The organism is Stutzerimonas urumqiensis (genome assembly GCF_003640395.1).
Classification (GTDB): Bacteria; Pseudomonadota; Gammaproteobacteria; order Pseudomonadales; family Pseudomonadaceae; genus Stutzerimonas; species Stutzerimonas urumqiensis.
This window is the reverse complement of the sequence record NZ_RBZQ01000008.1, coordinates 160,610-175,628: the sequence shown is the minus strand read 5'-3', so window position 1 is coordinate 175,628 and position 15,019 is coordinate 160,610. Positions and strand designations below refer to the sequence as shown.

14 protein-coding genes are annotated in these 15,019 nt (G+C 65.5%); 5 read left to right on the top strand and 9 right to left on the bottom strand.

Going from position 1 to position 15,019, the window contains the following annotated elements:
* Positions 1-32: 32 nt before the first annotated feature.
* The 6 genes from D7325_RS15955 to zwf form a co-directional block, all read right to left on the bottom strand.
* Entirely contained in the window at positions 33-1,463 is a 1,431-nt protein-coding gene (locus tag D7325_RS15955; protein WP_120997368.1) for an aspartate kinase, read from the bottom strand.
* 93 nt (positions 1,464-1,556) lie between these two features.
* Positions 1,557-2,474, bottom strand: a complete 918-nt coding sequence (gene thpD / locus D7325_RS15950; RefSeq protein WP_120997366.1) for an ectoine hydroxylase — start codon at positions 2,472-2,474, stop codon at positions 1,557-1,559.
* Between the two features lie 157 nt (positions 2,475-2,631).
* Positions 2,632-3,030 (bottom strand): ectoine synthase, encoded by a 399-nt coding sequence (locus tag D7325_RS15945; protein ID WP_120997364.1) that lies wholly within the window; start codon positions 3,028-3,030, stop codon positions 2,632-2,634.
* Positions 3,031-3,041: 11 nt separating this feature from the next.
* Positions 3,042-4,331 (bottom strand): diaminobutyrate--2-oxoglutarate transaminase, encoded by a 1,290-nt coding sequence (gene ectB / locus D7325_RS15940; protein WP_120997362.1) that lies wholly within the window; start codon positions 4,329-4,331, stop codon positions 3,042-3,044.
* On the bottom strand, positions 4,328-4,861 hold the full coding sequence (gene ectA / locus D7325_RS15935) for a diaminobutyrate acetyltransferase (protein ID WP_120997360.1): 534 nt from the start codon (positions 4,859-4,861) through the stop codon (positions 4,328-4,330). Before ectA ends, ectB begins: the two co-directional genes overlap by 4 nt.
* 574 nt (positions 4,862-5,435) lie before the next feature.
* Positions 5,436-6,878: a glucose-6-phosphate dehydrogenase gene (gene zwf / locus D7325_RS15930; protein ID WP_120997358.1), complete on the bottom strand. Its 1,443-nt coding sequence runs from the start codon at positions 6,876-6,878 to the stop codon at positions 5,436-5,438.
* Positions 6,879-7,178: 300 nt separating this feature from the next.
* Between zwf and hexR the strand changes: the two genes are divergently transcribed.
* On the top strand, positions 7,179-8,048 hold the full coding sequence (gene hexR, locus D7325_RS15925) for a transcriptional regulator HexR (protein WP_120997357.1): 870 nt from the start codon (positions 7,179-7,181) through the stop codon (positions 8,046-8,048).
* 99 nt (positions 8,049-8,147) lie between these two features.
* Positions 8,148-8,357, top strand: a complete 210-nt coding sequence (locus D7325_RS15920) for a PA3496 family putative envelope integrity protein (RefSeq protein WP_120997355.1) — start codon at positions 8,148-8,150, stop codon at positions 8,355-8,357.
* Here D7325_RS15920 and D7325_RS15915 read toward each other — a convergent pair.
* Entirely contained in the window at positions 8,299-9,261 is a 963-nt protein-coding gene (locus D7325_RS15915; protein ID WP_120997353.1) for a LysR family transcriptional regulator, read from the bottom strand. The two genes, D7325_RS15920 and D7325_RS15915, sit on opposite strands and share 59 nt — an antisense overlap.
* A 206-nt stretch (positions 9,262-9,467) precedes the next feature.
* Between D7325_RS15915 and D7325_RS15910 the strand changes: the two genes are divergently transcribed.
* The 3 genes from D7325_RS15910 (at position 9,468) to D7325_RS15900 (ending at position 13,385) form a co-directional block, all read left to right on the top strand.
* Positions 9,468-10,883, top strand: a complete 1,416-nt coding sequence (locus tag D7325_RS15910) for an acetyl-CoA carboxylase biotin carboxylase subunit (RefSeq protein ID WP_120997351.1) — start codon at positions 9,468-9,470, stop codon at positions 10,881-10,883.
* Between the two features lie 3 nt (positions 10,884-10,886).
* Positions 10,887-12,695 (top strand): sodium-extruding oxaloacetate decarboxylase subunit alpha, encoded by a 1,809-nt coding sequence (gene oadA, locus D7325_RS15905; protein ID WP_120997349.1) that lies wholly within the window; start codon positions 10,887-10,889, stop codon positions 12,693-12,695.
* 252 nt (positions 12,696-12,947) lie between these two features.
* Complete coding sequence (locus D7325_RS15900; protein WP_120997346.1) at positions 12,948-13,385, top strand: CBS domain-containing protein; 438 nt, start codon at positions 12,948-12,950, stop codon at positions 13,383-13,385.
* Between the two features lie 9 nt (positions 13,386-13,394).
* Here the strand turns inward: D7325_RS15900 and D7325_RS15895 are convergent, their stop codons facing one another.
* Complete coding sequence (locus D7325_RS15895; protein WP_120997344.1) at positions 13,395-13,847, bottom strand: GNAT family N-acetyltransferase; 453 nt, start codon at positions 13,845-13,847, stop codon at positions 13,395-13,397.
* A 131-nt stretch (positions 13,848-13,978) separates the two neighbouring features.
* Positions 13,979-14,911 carry a LysR family transcriptional regulator gene (locus D7325_RS15890; RefSeq protein WP_120997342.1) on the bottom strand — a complete coding sequence of 311 codons (933 nt, stop codon included), beginning with the start codon at positions 14,909-14,911 and terminating at the stop codon, positions 13,979-13,981.
* Positions 14,912-15,019 lie beyond the last annotated feature (108 nt).

Here is a 15,019-nt window from a genome sequence, read left to right as displayed (position 1 = left end):
CCGGCGCATGGGGCGGGCGACGAGGCGATGGCTCAGGCCGCGGCGATCACGTCGCCGTGGTTCTCCGGCTCGATCAGCCCGCGGTGCAGCGCCGCGACGGCGGCGGCGTAGTCTTCCTCGTTGACCACGCACTGCATCTCGACCTGGCGGATCGACTGATGAATCGCCTGGATGCTGATGCCGGCGCTCGCCAGCGCGGCGACCGTCTTGTGCAGGATGCCCTTGACCTTCAGGTCCGAGCCGATGGCCGAGACGATGGCGACGTTGTGCACCGTGACCTCGGCCGCCGGGTAGCGCTCCTCGATCAGCTTGGCCGCGCGGTTGATCAGCTTGCGCGAGCCGGAGGCGTAGTAGGTGATGCTGTTGGCGTCCGAATCCTTGTTCACCACGTACAGCTTGAGCTGCTTGAGCAGCTTGGTGATCTCGATGTCGTAGCCGACGTCGCCGAGCATTTCCTGGTCGAACACCTCGATGCCGAAGACGTCCTTGCGCCCGGCGATGATCTCCACGCAGGGCTTCTCGCTCTTGTAGTCCTGGCTGATGAGCGTGCCGGCGTGGTCCGGCTCGAAGGCATTTTTGATGCGCAGCTCGATGCCGGCGCGGCGCAGGTTCTTGGCCGCCTTCGGGTGGATGGCCTCCATGCCGAGGTTCGACAGCTGGTCGGCGACGTCGTAGTTGGTGCGGCCGATGGTGACCACCTTGTCGGCGCCGACCAGGTTCGGGTCGGCCGAGGACAGGTGGAATTCCTTGTGGATGATCGCCTCGCGCGCGCCGGTGGCCGCGGCGATCTGGGCGAAGGTGATCTCGCTGTAGCCGCGGTCGAAGGTGTTCATCAGCCCTTCGGTGCAGTGCGTGTAGCCGGTGGCGACGGCCAGCTCGCGGGACAGGTCCACGTCTTCGAAGCTGTGGCTGATCATCTGCTCGAACGGCAGCGGTGCGTCCATGTGCCAGCCGGTGAGGTCGACCAGGCGGGCGTTGACGCCGCGGTGCTTGAGCGCCAGCACGGTGTTGAAGGCGCTGTGCGCTTCGCCGAGCGAGGCCAGCATCTCGCGCACCTTCATCAGGTGCTCGCCGAGCTGGAAATGCCCGTATGCGCAGACCCGTTGCAGGCTGCGCATGCAGTCGCTGGCATCGTCGAGCCGCTGGTTGACGAAGTGGTTGGCCTGCTGGCGCTCGAAGGCGCTGTCGAACAGCTCGGTGTTCTTGGCCAGCATCTGCGCGCGGACCTGCTCGAGCGCATCGAGCCAGGCCTCTTCGTTGCTGGCGTCGGCGAAGCGCTGGTAGACGCCGGGCTCGCCGGTCTTCTTGTGCTCCAGCAGCAGGTTGGTCATGCCGCTGTAGGCGGAGACGACGAACACGCGCTGATAGAGCTCAGGCCCCTGGCGTTCGCCGATGAGAAGGTTGTCCAGAACTTCCTGGAAGCGGCTCATGGACGTGCCGCCGATCTTTTCTACGGTATGCATGGTTCGCAGCGTTCCGTCTTGGTGAATTGAGTCGTCCGTGCTCGGGCGTGGCCCGGTTGACGGCAGGCCCGGTCCGCCGGGCCTGCGTGCGCATCAGCGGTACTGTTCCGGCTGGATGGCGAGCGGGCTGAAGTCCTTGCGCTCGGCCACGAAGGCCGGCCGTGGCGGCCGGTCGCAGAAAGGCGCCTGCAGGGCGTTGTCCACGTGGTTGTAGACGTAGAACAGGTTGCTGCGGGCGCTGGGCGTGATGTTGCCGTTGGAGCCATGCATGGTGTTGCAGTCGAAGAACACCACGCTGCCGGCCGGCGCGATGGCCGTGTCGATGCCGAAGCGCTCGGCCAGCTCGGTGAGGCTGTTATCGTCCGGCACGCCGTATTCCTGCTTGCGCAGCGACTGCTGGTAGTGGTTCTCGGGCGTCTCGCCGACGCAGCGCACATAGTGGCGGTGCGAGCCGGGCATCAGCATCAGCGGGCCGTTATGGGCGAAGTTGTCGGTCAGCAGGATCGAGGCGCTCAGCGCACGCATGCGCGGCATGCCGTCCTCGATGTGCCAGGTCTCGAAATCCGAGTGCCAGTAGAACTCCTTGCCGGTGAAGCCGGGTTTGAAGTTCATCCGCGACTGGTGGATGTAGACATCGCCACCGAGGATGAATCGGGCGATGCCGGCGACCCGCTCATCACGCGCGACGCGGGCGAACAGCGGGTTGTCGTGATGGATCTCGAAGACCGAGCGCACCGCGTTGCTTTGCGGCTCGCGGATGGTCTTCTCGGAATGGATGACCGCCTCGTCCTGGCGCATGCGGTCGAGTTCGGCGCGAAACACCGCGACGTCCTCGGCGCTGAACAGGTTCTCGACGATCATGTAGCCATTCTGCTCGAAGTGCCGGATCTGCTCGGCCGGCACCGGAGCCTGGTCGAGGTCGCTGCGGTAGACGACCGGGTCGAGGCGTTCCTGCCAGGCCGGCTGCGGCTCATGGCGCGACGGGTAAAGGTCGATGTGTTGCGTACTCACTCCTGTGTCCTCCAGAGGCCCGGTCGTCTGGCGCCGGGCTTCGATTCATGGCACCCGACAGCGGGTGCGGAACGAGCGAGCGGCGATCGGGTGGGGCTGGGGGGATCGCCAGCACGCTGGCTCCTGCGGGCGGCCCGGAGGCCGCCGGGGTCGCGGCTCAGGCGACGGTTTCGGCTTCGAGCGGGTAGACGCCGCTTTCGTCGTGCACTTCCTTGCCATTGAGCGGCGGGTTGAAGACGCAGGCCATCTTCATGTCCTCGCTGCCGCCGCGCAGCAGGTGCTCGTCGTGCTTGTCGAGGATGTACAGGGTGCCGGGCTCGATCTTATAGATCTTGCCGTCGGCCACGGTCTCGACTTCGCCATTGCCGCTGATGCAGTACACCGACTCCAGGTGGTTCTGGTAGTGGATGTGCGTCTCGGTGCCGGCGTAGATGGTGGTGATGTGGAAGGAGAAGCCCATCTTGTCGTCCTTGAGCAGCATTCGGGTGCTGTCCCAGGTTTCGGTGACGATCTTGCGGTCGGACTGCTCACAGTCGGCGAGGGTACGTACGATCATGATCTCTCTCCTTAGGAAGCCTGGTTGGCGGCCTGGTCTTCACCCATCACGGCGGCAAAGGCGCCGTCGAGGATGTCCATGGCCCTGGCGATCTGCTCTTCGCTGATGATCAGCGGGCACAGGCACTTGACCACTTCGCTGTGCGGGCCGCTGGTCTCGATGACCAGTCCCTTCTCGAAGGCATGGCGGCACACGGCTTCGGCAACCTCGCCGTTCGGGCAGCCGATGCCGAGCATCATTCCGCGACCCTTGAGGTGCAGCGAATCGGGGCCGTGGCGGCGGACGATCTTCTGCATGCGGTAGGCGATTAGCTTGCCCTTGGCGCGCACGCTGGCAGCGAATTCGTCGTCCTGCCAGAAGTGCTCGAGCGCGGCGGCGGCGGTGACGAACGCGTGGTTGTTGCCGCGGAAGGTGCCGTTGTGCTCGCCCGGCTTCCACTGGTCCAGCTCGCTGCGCAGCAGCACCATGGCGAACGGCAGGCCGAAGCCCGACAGTGACTTGGACAGGGTGACGATGTCCGGCTTGATGCCCATTTCCTCGAAGCTGAAGAAGGTGCCGGTGCGGCCGCAACCGGCCTGGATGTCGTCGATGATCAGCAGCATGTCGTGCTTGCGGCAGAGCTTCTCGAGCTTCTTCACCCACTCGGCCGAGGCGACGTTCAGGCCGCCCTCGCCCTGCACGGTCTCGACGATCACGGCGGCGGGCTTGTCGATGCCGCTGGAGGGGTCCGTCAGCAGCTTGTCCATCATCGCGATGGTGTTGGCCTTGTCGCCGAAGTAGTTGGCGTAGGGCATGCGGCTGACATCGGACAGGCCGATGCCCGCGCCACCGCGGTGATGGCCGTTGCCGGTCGCGGCCAGCGCACCGATGCTGCAACCGTGGAAGCCGTTGGTGAAGCTGATGATGTTGTTGCGCCCGGTGACCTTGCGCGCCAGCTTCATCGCCGCCTCGACCGCGTTGGTGCCGGTCGGCCCGGTGAACTGCATCCGGTAGTCGCCCATGCCGCGCGGCGCGAGGATCACCCGATTGAAGGTCTCGAGGAAGCGCTCCTTGGCCTCGGTGTACATGTCCAGGCCGTGGGTAATGCCGTCGGCGGTGATGTAGTCGATCAGCGCCTGCTTCAGTACCGGGTGGTTATGGCCGTAGTTCAGCGTGCCGGCGCCAGCGAGGAAATCGATGTAGTGCTTGCCCTCGCGGGTGATCAGCTCGGCGCCGCGCGCCTGCTGGAACACCACGGGAAATGAACGGCAGTAGCTGCGCACGGCGGATTCGTTCTGTTCGAACTGTTCAAAGACGGTCATGCGGACTCCTGGAGTTTTTCTTCTCGGGGAAAGGTGGAAGCGAACGGACCGGCGCGGTAGAGCACCTCGTCCTCGTGCCGGCCGTTGAAATGCACGGCGCGCGAGAACAGCACGCGGGTCTCGTGATCGATGCCGAGCCGGGCGAAAGCCTTCTTGAACAGCGCCTGTGAGGCGGCGTTGTCCGGCGAGATGGTGGTTTCGAGATAGCGCACGCCGTGGGTGGCGGCACGCTCGGCCAGCTCGAGCAGCATGCGCAGGCCAAGGCCCTGGCCGCGCATCGAGGCATCGACCGCGACCTGCCAGACGAACAGCGTGTCCGGGCGGGCGGGCGGGCAGTAGCCGGAGATGAAACCAACCAGTTCGCCCTGTGCGTTTTCCGCGGCGATCGCGGTATCGGCGAAGTCGGAACACTGCAGCAGGTTGCAGTAGACCGAGTTGGTGTCGAGGGGCTGGCAGCGGGCTACCAGCTGGTGGAGGTTGTAGCCGTCGCCGTCGTTCGGGCGACGGAGTCTGACGGTTTCAGAACTCAAAACAAGTACCTGTGGGTGACGGGTCCTTTTTCAGGGTAAACACATCGAGAACATTTGCACAACCCGCCAGAAGTTACCGTTGCTAATTACGCGATGCTTATATGCAAGTTATCCGCAAGTTACAGTCGCGTTAAATAGTCGAGAATATTTACCGCACCGACAAGTTGTTACCGACGTGTTCATCCCCACGTGTGACGAACAGCAGATTGGGGCCAGGCGCGGCGCGAGAAGTTCCGAAGGAATGCGCTTTCCAGACCGTTCTCACGGTAGACGATCGGCGTGTATCGCCTCTACCAAGGGGGCTACCGAGGAATCGAACAGAATGTTTCGGTGATGAAATCCTGGCCCGGGAAAAGGCCTTCGCCCCGAACCGCAATGGGTGTTTACCGATAAATCCCAGAGCGAAAACCATCCAGGAAAGTTAGCTGGACCCGCTCCCCGTAAAAAGCTGCTTAGTTGCAATCAAGTTACGCGGTTTGTTGTTTCGCAAAATTAACCGAAGATTCCCGCAAGGCGACCCCGGAAGGGCCGCCAACCGACGCGACAGCGGACAATGGCGACCAGTGCGCGCCCGTCACTCGCGCCAGCGGTGACCGTCGCGCTCCATCAATCGATGCGCCTGCTCGGGGCCGTCCGTTCCCGCCGCGTAGGGGCGTGGCTTGCGGTAGAACTCCTGCCAGCCCTTGAGGATCGGATCGACCCAGCGCCAGGCCGCCTCGACTTCGTCGCGGCGCATGAACAGCGTCGAATCGCCTTCGATCACGTCCAGCAGCAGGCGCTCGTACGCATCCCAGCGACGGCTGTGGTGAAAGGCATTGGCGAGGTTGAGATCCAGCTCGACCGGCTCCAGCCGCGTGCCCTTACCCGGCGCCTTGGCCATGACCTGCAGGGTGATGCGTTCTTCGGGTTGCAGGCGGATCACCAGCCGGTTGGGCTGGCCGTTGAGGAACAGGCTGTGCGGCACCGGCTTGAAATGCACCGCGATCTCCGAGCGCTTGCGGGCCATGCGCTTGCCGGTGCGCAGGTAGAAGGGCACGCCGGCCCAGCGCCAGTTGTCCACCTCGGCCTTCACCGCGACGAAGGTTTCGGTATCGCTGTCGTTGTCGACGTCGGTCTCGAAGTAATAGGCCTGCACGTCGTGGCCGCCGACCTGCCCGGCGGCGTATTGGCCGCGCACGGTCTTGTCCTGCACATCCATGCCGGTGAGCGGCTTGAGCGCCTCGAGCACCTTGACCTTCTCGCCGCGCACCGACTTGGCGTCGAAACGCACCGGCGCTTCCATCGCCACCAGGCACAGCAGCTGGAGCAGGTGGTTCTGCAGCATGTCGCGCATGGCGCCGGCGTGGTCGTAGTAGCCGCCGCGGTTCTCGACGCCGAGCGTCTCGGCCACCGTGATCTCGACATGATCGATGTGCGCGCTGCGCCAGATCGGTTCGAACATGGCGTTGGCAAAGCGCAGCGCCATGAGGTTCTGCACCGTTTCCTTGCCCAGGTAGTGATCGATCCGGTAGATGCGCTGCTCGGGAAACACCTGGCCGATGGCATCGTTGATCTCCAGCGCCGACTCGAGCGAGTGGCCGATCGGCTTCTCGATGACGATGCGGGCATCCTGCCCGGCCAGGCCGGCCGACTCGAGGTTGGTGGCGATGTCGATGAACAGGCTCGGCGCCGTCGCCAGGTAATACACCCGCACCCGCCCCTCGCCGGGCCCGAGGTAATGGGCGAGCCGGACGAACTCGCCGCGCTGGGTGGCGTCGACCGCGAGGTAGTCCAGGCGCTCGGCGAAGCGCTGCCAGGTCTCGGCCTCGAAGTCCGCCCGCGCCACCTGCGCCCGGCAATGCCGCTCGGCCAGCGCCAGGTAGTCGGCCCGCGCCATCTCGCCCCGGGCCAGTGCGTAGATGCGCACGTCGTCATGCAGACGGCCTTCGCGATGCAGGTGGTAGAGCGCCGGCAGCAGCTTGTGCAGGGTCAGGTCCCCGGTGCCGCCGAACACCAGCATGTCGCAGGAAATGGACATGAGCGATTCTCCAGGCTGGTCGATGAGCGAGTCCGGAGCGTAGCGTGCGAGCCGCCCCGGAGCGAGCGATCCAGACGGCAGGCGCTCTTGCAAGGGCGGCGACCCGGCGACCGATCCCAGCACGGCGGCCGCTGTGCTGGGCGATGCGAGGCGCTTGTAGTATAACTACACGCCCACTACAACCGACGCGGATACTGGCATCTCGTCAGCCCATTGGAAAACCAGCTGGCCCCACAGGCGGTCGTGCGCGCGATCTTTCCAATGGCCTGCCCGCCACCGCCCAGCAAAGCGAGCCCGCCTGTGAACCTGCTGCAACACATCGCTCAATCCCGAACCAGCCTGCGCAAATCGGAGCTCAAGGTCGCCGACCATGTGCTGCTGGACCCGGCCGCGGTGATGCACAGCTCGATGGCCGACCTGGCGCATGCCGTCGGGGTCAGCGAACCGACCATCGTGCGCTTCTGCCGCGCCATCGGCTGCATGGGCTTCCAGGACCTCAAGCTCAAGCTGGCGCAGAGCCTGGCCGCCGGCGCGAGCTTCGGCCAGTTCGCCATCAGCGAGAACGACTCGGTCACCGACTACAGCCTGAAGATCTTCGACACCACGCTGCATACGCTGATCGAGATCCGCGAGCGGCTCGACCATGACGCCCTGCAACGCGCGATCGCCGCGATGGCGGGCGCCGAGCGCGTCGAGTTCTACGGGTTCGGTGCCTCGGGCGCCGTCGCCGTGGATGCGCAGCACAAGTTCTTCCGCCTGCTGCTCTCGGCCGCCGCCTACTCCGACCCGCACATGCAGGCGATGTCGGCGGTGACGCTCAAGCCCAGCGACGTGGCGATCTGCATCTCGCAGTCCGGCCGCTCGAAGGATCTGCTGATCACCGCCAACGTGGTGCGCGAATCGGGCGCCACGCTGATCACGCTCTGCCCGAGCCAGACGCCGCTGGCCGACCTGGCCACCATCAACCTGGCGATCGACGTTCACGAAGACACCGAGATCTACACCCCGCTGACCTCGCGCATCGCCCACCTGGTGGTGATCGACGTGCTGGCGATGGGCGTGGCGATGGCGCGCGGGCCGAGCCTGGTCAACCACCTCAAGAGCGTCAAGCGCAGCCTGCGCAGCCTGCGGCTGTCGCCCAAGTCGGTGAAGCCGCACGACGAGCCCTGACCACAGGGCAGGCTTCACGACGCTGTCACAGGGCTGTCCTCAGCCGGTCATGTCCCTTTTCGAAGCTGGTCTCCCATCCAGCCGAACTGGGAGACTCGCATGTCCTGGCAACCTGACGACTATCTCGACACCAAGACCCGTCGCAAGCTGAGGGATGAGCGCCGCATGCGCTTTCGCCGCGCCATCGAAAGCTACGCCGACCAGCGCCGGCTCCAGGCCGAACTGGACGACTACCCCGATACCGTCGCGGTCAGCTACCTGATGGCTGCGGGCGCGGCGAACCGGAGAAGCGCTCAGCCAATGCGCTGATCTGCGCCCGCTCGTCGCGAATGAACGCGAAAAACGCCTGGGCCACCGGGCTCAGGCGCTTGCCGCGTGCGTGCACCACGCACCAGCTGCGGTAGAGCGGCAATTCCTCGACCGGCAGCTCGCGCAGCACGCCGGTCGCCAGCTCCAGACTGACCGCGTGGCGCGGCAGGAGCGCAAGGCCCAGGCCCGCCGCGACGCCTTCCTTCTGCGCATCGAGCGAGGCCACTTCCACCGTCTGGGCGAAGTGGACGCGCTTGTGCTGGAAGAACTCCTCGCACGCCTTGCGCGTGCCCGAACCGGCCTCGCGCACCAGCAGGGCGTATCGCTCGAGGTCCTGCATCGACAACGTCGCGGCGCGACACAGCGGGTGCTCGGGCGGCGCCACGGCCACGATCGGGTTGTTCAGGAAGGGAAAGAACTCCAGCGCCATGTCGTCGGGCACCAGCGACATGATCACCAGGTCGTCGCGGTTGTCGCTCAGTCGCTTGATGACCTGCGCCCGGTTGACCACCGTGAGCTGGAAGCCAACGTCCGGATATTGGCGGCGAAAAGCGGCGAACAGGTGCGGCGTGAAGTACTTGGCGCTGGATTCGACCGCCAGGCTCAGCTGGCCCTGGAGCGACCCTTGCAGGTCGGACAGCTGCATGTCAAGGCTTTCGAGCCGATCGAAGATGTCGCCGCTGGCGCGTCTCAGGGCGTCCGCCGCATCGGTCAGGTAGAGCTTCTTGCCGACATAGTCGAACAGCGGCTGCCCGACCAGTTCCTCGAGCTGGCGAATCTGCAAGCTGACCGCCGGCTGGGTCAGCGACATGACCTCCGCCGCGCGGCTGTAGGAGCGGCTCACGCAGACGGCGTTGAACACCTGCAACTGCCGCAGCGTCATGCGCATCAGGGATTTACGCACCAGCCACCTCCGCCATAGGCCGTTGACGGGCCGATTTGCCTGCCATTCGCTCGGCTGTATAAGTCATTCCTTATGGTGCGGCAAACAAATATTGATTTTCGGTAATCCCTTTTTCGGGCGTAGGGTAATCAAACGACCGGTTTTGGAGTTTCGGTCACACACGGACCCCGTTCCGGTTCCCTGCTAACTGATCCGAGGAAGCCAGCGTGATCAAGAAGCTATTGATCGCCAACCGAGGCGAGATCGCCGTCCGCATCGTGCGCGCCTGCGCCGAGATGGGCATCCGCTCGGTGGCCGTCTTTTCCGAGGCCGACCGCATGGCGCTGCACGTCAAGCGTGCAGACGAGGCCCACTTCATCGGCGACGACCCGCTCGCCGGCTACCTGAGCCCCCGCAAGCTGGTGAACCTGGCGGTCGAGACCGGCTGCGACGCGCTGCATCCCGGTTATGGCTTCCTGTCGGAGAACGCCGAGCTGGCGGAAATCTGCGCCCAGCGCGGCATTCGCTTCGTCGGGCCGAAGGCCGAGGTCATTCGCCGCATGGGCGACAAGACCGAGGCGCGGCGCAGCATGATCGCCGCCGGCGTGCCCTGCACGCCCGGGACCGAAGGCAACGTCGCGGATCTCGACGAGGCGCTGCGGGAAGCCGAACGCATCGGTTATCCCGTCATGCTCAAGGCCACCTCGGGCGGTGGCGGCCGCGGCATTCGCCGTTGCAACTCGAAGGACGAGCTGACCCAGGCCTACCCACGGGTGATTTCCGAGGCGACCAAGGCGTTCGGCAGCGCCGAGGTGTTCCTCGAAAAATGCATCGTCGAGCCCAAGCACATCGAGGCGCAGATCCTTGCCGACAGCTTCGGCAACACCGTGCACCTGTTCGAGCGCGACTGCTCGATCCAGCGCCGTAACCAGAAGCTCATCGAGATCGCCCCCAGCCCGCAGCTCACCCCCGAGCAGCGCGCCTACATCGGCGACCTCGCGGTCCGCGCCGCCAAGGCGGTGGGCTACGAGAACGCCGGCACCGTGGAGTTCCTGCTCGCCGAGGGCGAGGTGTACTTCATGGAGATGAACACCCGCGTGCAGGTCGAGCACACCATCACCGAGGAAATCACCGGGATCGACATCGTCCGGGAGCAGATCCGCATCGCCTCGGGGCTGCCGTTGTCGATCAAGCAGGAGGACATCCAGCACCGTGGCTTCGCGTTGCAGTTCCGCATCAACGCCGAGGACCCGCGCAACGGCTTCCTGCCGAGCTTCGGCAAGATCACCCGCTACTACGCGCCCGGCGGCCCCGGCGTGCGCACCGACACGGCGATCTACACTGGCTACACCATCCCGCCCTACTACGATTCCATGTGCCTGAAGCTGATCGTCTGGGCATTGACCTGGGAAGAAGCGCTGGCCCGCGGCTCGCGTGCGCTGGACGACATGCGCGTGCAGGGCGTGAAAACCACCGCCACCTATTACCAGCAGATCCTCGCCAACCCGGATTTTCGCAGCGGCCGGTTCAACACCAGCTTCGTCGACAACCACCCGGAACTGCTGAACTACTCGATCAAGCGCAAGCCGGGCGAACTCGCCCTCGCCATTGCCGCCGCCATCGCTGCCCATGCGGGCCTGTGAGGAATGACCATGAACAAGAAGATCACGGTAACCGACACCATCCTGCGCGACGCCCACCAGTCGCTGCTGGCGACCCGCATGCGCACCGAAGACATGCTGCCGATCTGCGACAAGCTCGACCGCGTCGGCTACTGGTCGCTGGAGGTCTGGGGTGGCGCCACCTTCGACGCCTGCGTGCGCTTCCTCAAGGAAGACCCCTGGGAGCGCCTGCGCCAACTCAAGGCGGCGTTGCCCAACACCCGGCTGCAGATGCTGCTGCGCGGGCAGAACCTGCTCGGCTACCGGCATTACAGCGATGACGTGGTCGAGGCCTTCTGCGCCCGCGCGGCAGAGAATGGCATCGACGTGTTCCGCATCTTCGATGCCATGAACGACGTGCGTAACCTGGAGACCGCGATCAAGGCGGTGAAGAAGACCGGCAAGCACGCCCAGGGCACCATCGCCTACACCACCAGCCCCGTGCACACGGTGCAGGCGTTCGTCGACCAGGCCAAGGCGATGGCCGACATGGGCGTCGACTCCATCGCCATCAAGGACATGGCCGGCCTGCTGACGCCCTATGCCACCGGCGAGCTGGTCGCCGCGCTCAAGGCCGCGCTGCCGCTGGATGTGGTCATCCACTCGCATGACACCGCCGGCGTCGCCTCCATGTGCCAGCTCAAGGCGGTGGAAAACGGCGCCGACCGCATCGACACGGCGATCTCCAGCATGGCCTGGGGCACCAGCCACCCGGGCACCGAATCGATGGTCGCGGCGCTGCGCAACACCCCCTACGATACCGGCCTGGACCTGGAACTGATCCAGGAGATCGGCCTGTACTTCCACGCGGTGCGCAAGAAGTACCACCAGTTCGAGAGCGAATTCACCGGCGTCGACACCCGCGTGCAGGTCAACCAGGTACCCGGCGGGATGATTTCCAACCTCGCCAACCAGCTCAAGGAGCAAGGCGCGCTCAATCGCATGGGCGAGGTGCTCGAAGAAATCCCGCGCGTGCGCAAGGACCTCGGCTACCCGCCGCTGGTGACCCCGACGTCGCAGATCGTCGGCACCCAGGCATTCTTCAATGTGCTCGCCGGCGAGCGCTACAAGACCATCACCAACGAGGTGAAGCTGTACCTGCAAGGCGGCTACGGCAAGGCGCCGGGCGAGGTGAACGAGAAGCTGCGCAAGCAGGCGATCGGCAGCGAAGAGCTCATCGAATGCCGCCCCGCCGACCTGCTCAAGCCCGAGCTGGCACGGCTGCGCAAGGACGTCGGCGACCTGGCCAAGAGCGAGGAAGACGTCCTGACCTACGCCATGTTCCCGGACATCGGGCGCAAGTTCCTCGAGGAACGCGAGGCCGGCACCCTGACGCCCGAAGCCCTGCTGCCCATCCCGGACGGCACCACCGCGACGGCGACCGGCGAAGGCGTGCCGACCGAGTTCGTCATCGACGTGCACGGCGAGAGCTACCGCGTCGACATCACCGGCGTCGGCGTCAAGGGCGAGGGCAAGCGGCACTTCTACCTGTCCATCGACGGCATGCCGGAAGAGGTGGTGTTCGAGGCGCTGAACAGCTATGTCGGCGGCGGCGACGGCAAGCGCAAGCAGGCCAGCGCGCCGGGCGACGTCAGCACCAGCATGCCGGGCAACATCGTCGATGTGCTGGTCAAGGAAGGCGACACGGTCAAGGCCGGCCAGGCGGTGCTGATCACCGAGGCGATGAAGATGGAAACCGAGGTCCAGGCACCCGTCGCCGGCACCGTGAAAGCCGTGCACGTGGCCAAGGGCGACCGGGTAACCCCCGGCGAGGTGCTGATCGAGATCGCCTGACCGGGCACTCGCGCGGCACCGGGAAAGGGAGGTCATCGACCTCCCTTTTTTTGTGCGCCGAGCAACCCGCCCCTTCTCCGCTGCCGGCCGACCGCGCGATGGCACCGCCCCGCCAACGAAACAGGCGACGAAAAACCGCAGCCCATGGGGCGATCTACCGGCGAACGCGATGGCAAAAGGGCTTTACCGCCTCCGCCGCAGGCGGCGATCCTACCGTCACGCCCGGCTCGGTACCCGGAGAAGGAGAAGGTCATGAAAACGGTTGGACAGATCGTCAACGCCAAATCGAGCACCAACGTACACACCATCGCGCCGACCGACAGCGTGCTCACCGCGCTTCAGGTCATGGCGGAAAAGAACATCGGCGCCCTGCCGGTGGCCGAGGCCGACGGGCACCTGATCGGCATCGTCAGCGAGCGGGACTACGCGCGCAAAGGCGTGCTGCTGGGGCGTTCCTCGTTTGCCACGCCGGTGAGCGCGATCATGAGCGCCAACCTCGTCACCGTGACGCCCGAGCACAAGCTCGAGGAATGCATGCAGCTGATGACCGACCGCCACCTGCGCCACCTGCCGGTGCTCGAGGACGGCAAGCTGGTCGGCATGCTCTCCATCGGCGACGTGGTGAAGGAAACCATCGCCGAGAAGGAAAGCCTGATCCAGCACCTGGAGCAGTACATCCGCGGCGAGTGAGCGCCGCGCTCAGAGCAGCTTGCGGTACTGCACGAAGCCGGAGCGCTCGGCGAGCCTGTCGTATAGCTGCATCGCGTCGCGGTTGGTCTCGTGCGTCAGCCAATGCACCCGCGCGGCGCCTGCTGCGGCGGCCTGCGCATACACATGCTCGATGAGCCGCCGGCCGATCCCGGCGTCGCGCAGCGCCTCGGCGACGAACAGGTCTTGCAGGTAGCAGTAGTCGCCCACCGTCCAGCACGAGCGATGAAAGAGGTAATGCACCAGCCCCACCGCCCGCTCACCCTGCCAGGCGAGCGCCCCGTGCATCGGCTCGCGTGGGTCGAGGAAGCGCTGCCAGGTCTCCTCGCTGGTGCCCTCCGGAATCTCGGCGCGGTAAAAGCGCTGGTAGCCCTGCCATAGCGGTAGCCAGGCGGCATGATCGCCGGCTTGAACCGGGCGGATGTCGAAGGGTTGTGCGGTCATGGCGGGCGTCTCGGCAAAAAATCTCAGCCTGCCGGATCGGCCATGCGACGCGCAATCGCCAAGGCATCGGGAGGAAAGACGCAGCTTCGATGCTTACCTGTGGAGAGGTCACGCAGCCGCGCAGCGAAGGATCAATCGATGCGCGGCTCTCGTTGCAGTTCGTCGACCAGCAGCTGCGCGGGCGCGGACAACGCGCTGCCGCGCCGCGAGAGCACGCCGTAGGGCTCGCTGCGCGAGCGCAGCGTCAGCGGCAGGCGGCGGATCATGCCGAACCCCTCGCTGAAGGCGGCGACGTCGTGCGGCATCAGCGCCACCAGCTGCGGGTCTTCCTGCAACAGGCTCAGCAGGGTGAAGGTCGAGGCGGTTTCCAGCGGATAGCGGGGGAATTCCAGGCCGGCCTGGCTGAATTCGCGCTCCAGCAGCAGGCGCATCGGCATGTTCGCCGGATAGATCGCCCATCGATACGGTGCGACCTCATGCAGTTCGAGTCGCTCGGCGCCCGCCAGGGGGTGCTGGGGATGCGCCACCAGAGCCAGCTTCTCCTCGTGCAGGCTGAGGCAGTCGTAGGCATCCGGCCGGCGGCTGACGCTGGTGCGGCAGATGGCGAGGTCCAGCCGGCCCTGGTCGATCAGGCTGAGCAGCCGGGCGCTGGTGTCCTCGATGATTTCCACCGACAGCTCGGGCTGCTTCTCGCGCAGCCGCGTCAGCGCCCGCATCAGCAGCGGCACCGCGCCCATGATGATGCCCACCGACAGGCGTCCGCCGTGCCCGCGCAGGATGCCGATCATCTCTTCGCGCAGGTGCGCCAGGTCGCTGTGGATCAGGCGTGCATAGCGAATCACGCAACGGCCCAGATCGTTCGCCTCCAGCCCCTGGCTGGTGCGGGTGAACAGGCTGGCGCCAAAGGTGGTTTCGATCTCGTGCAGGGCCTTGGTCGCCCCCGGCTGGCTGATCGCGACGTGCTCGGCGGCGCGGTGCAGCGAGCCCTGTTCCTCCAGCGCGATGAGCAGGCGCAGCTGTTTCAGGCGCAGGCGGGAAACGATGGAGGGCAGCGATGAAATCATTAGGGATGACTAAAAGTTATCGCTCGATCAGCAGCCGTCATTAGGCAGCATCGCCTGGTCTTTTTAAAGTCTGCGCCACAACAAGACCAACACCTCGGTGCGACGGAG

Bases quoted from the DNA above. Each gene is read 5' to 3' on its own strand.
- D7325_RS15895 (WP_120997344.1), bottom strand. From the start codon at position 13,847: ATGACCGCACAACCCTTCGACATCCGCCCGGTTCAAGCCGGCGATCAT.
- D7325_RS15955 (WP_120997368.1), bottom strand. From the start codon at position 1,463: ATGCATACCGTAGAAAAGATCGGCGGCACGTCCATGAGCCGCTTCCAG.
- zwf (WP_120997358.1), bottom strand. From the start codon at position 6,878: ATGTCCATTTCCTGCGACATGCTGGTGTTCGGCGGCACCGGGGACCTG.
- D7325_RS15900 (WP_120997346.1), top strand. From the start codon at position 12,948: ATGAAAACGGTTGGACAGATCGTCAACGCCAAATCGAGCACCAACGTA.
- D7325_RS15945 (WP_120997364.1), bottom strand. From the start codon at position 3,030: ATGATCGTACGTACCCTCGCCGACTGTGAGCAGTCCGACCGCAAGATC.
- ectB (WP_120997362.1), bottom strand. From the start codon at position 4,331: ATGACCGTCTTTGAACAGTTCGAACAGAACGAATCCGCCGTGCGCAGC.
- oadA (WP_120997349.1), top strand. From the start codon at position 10,887: ATGACCATGAACAAGAAGATCACGGTAACCGACACCATCCTGCGCGAC.
- D7325_RS15920 (WP_120997355.1), top strand. From the start codon at position 8,148: ATGTCCTGGCAACCTGACGACTATCTCGACACCAAGACCCGTCGCAAG.
- D7325_RS15890 (WP_120997342.1), bottom strand. From the start codon at position 14,911: ATGATTTCATCGCTGCCCTCCATCGTTTCCCGCCTGCGCCTGAAACAG.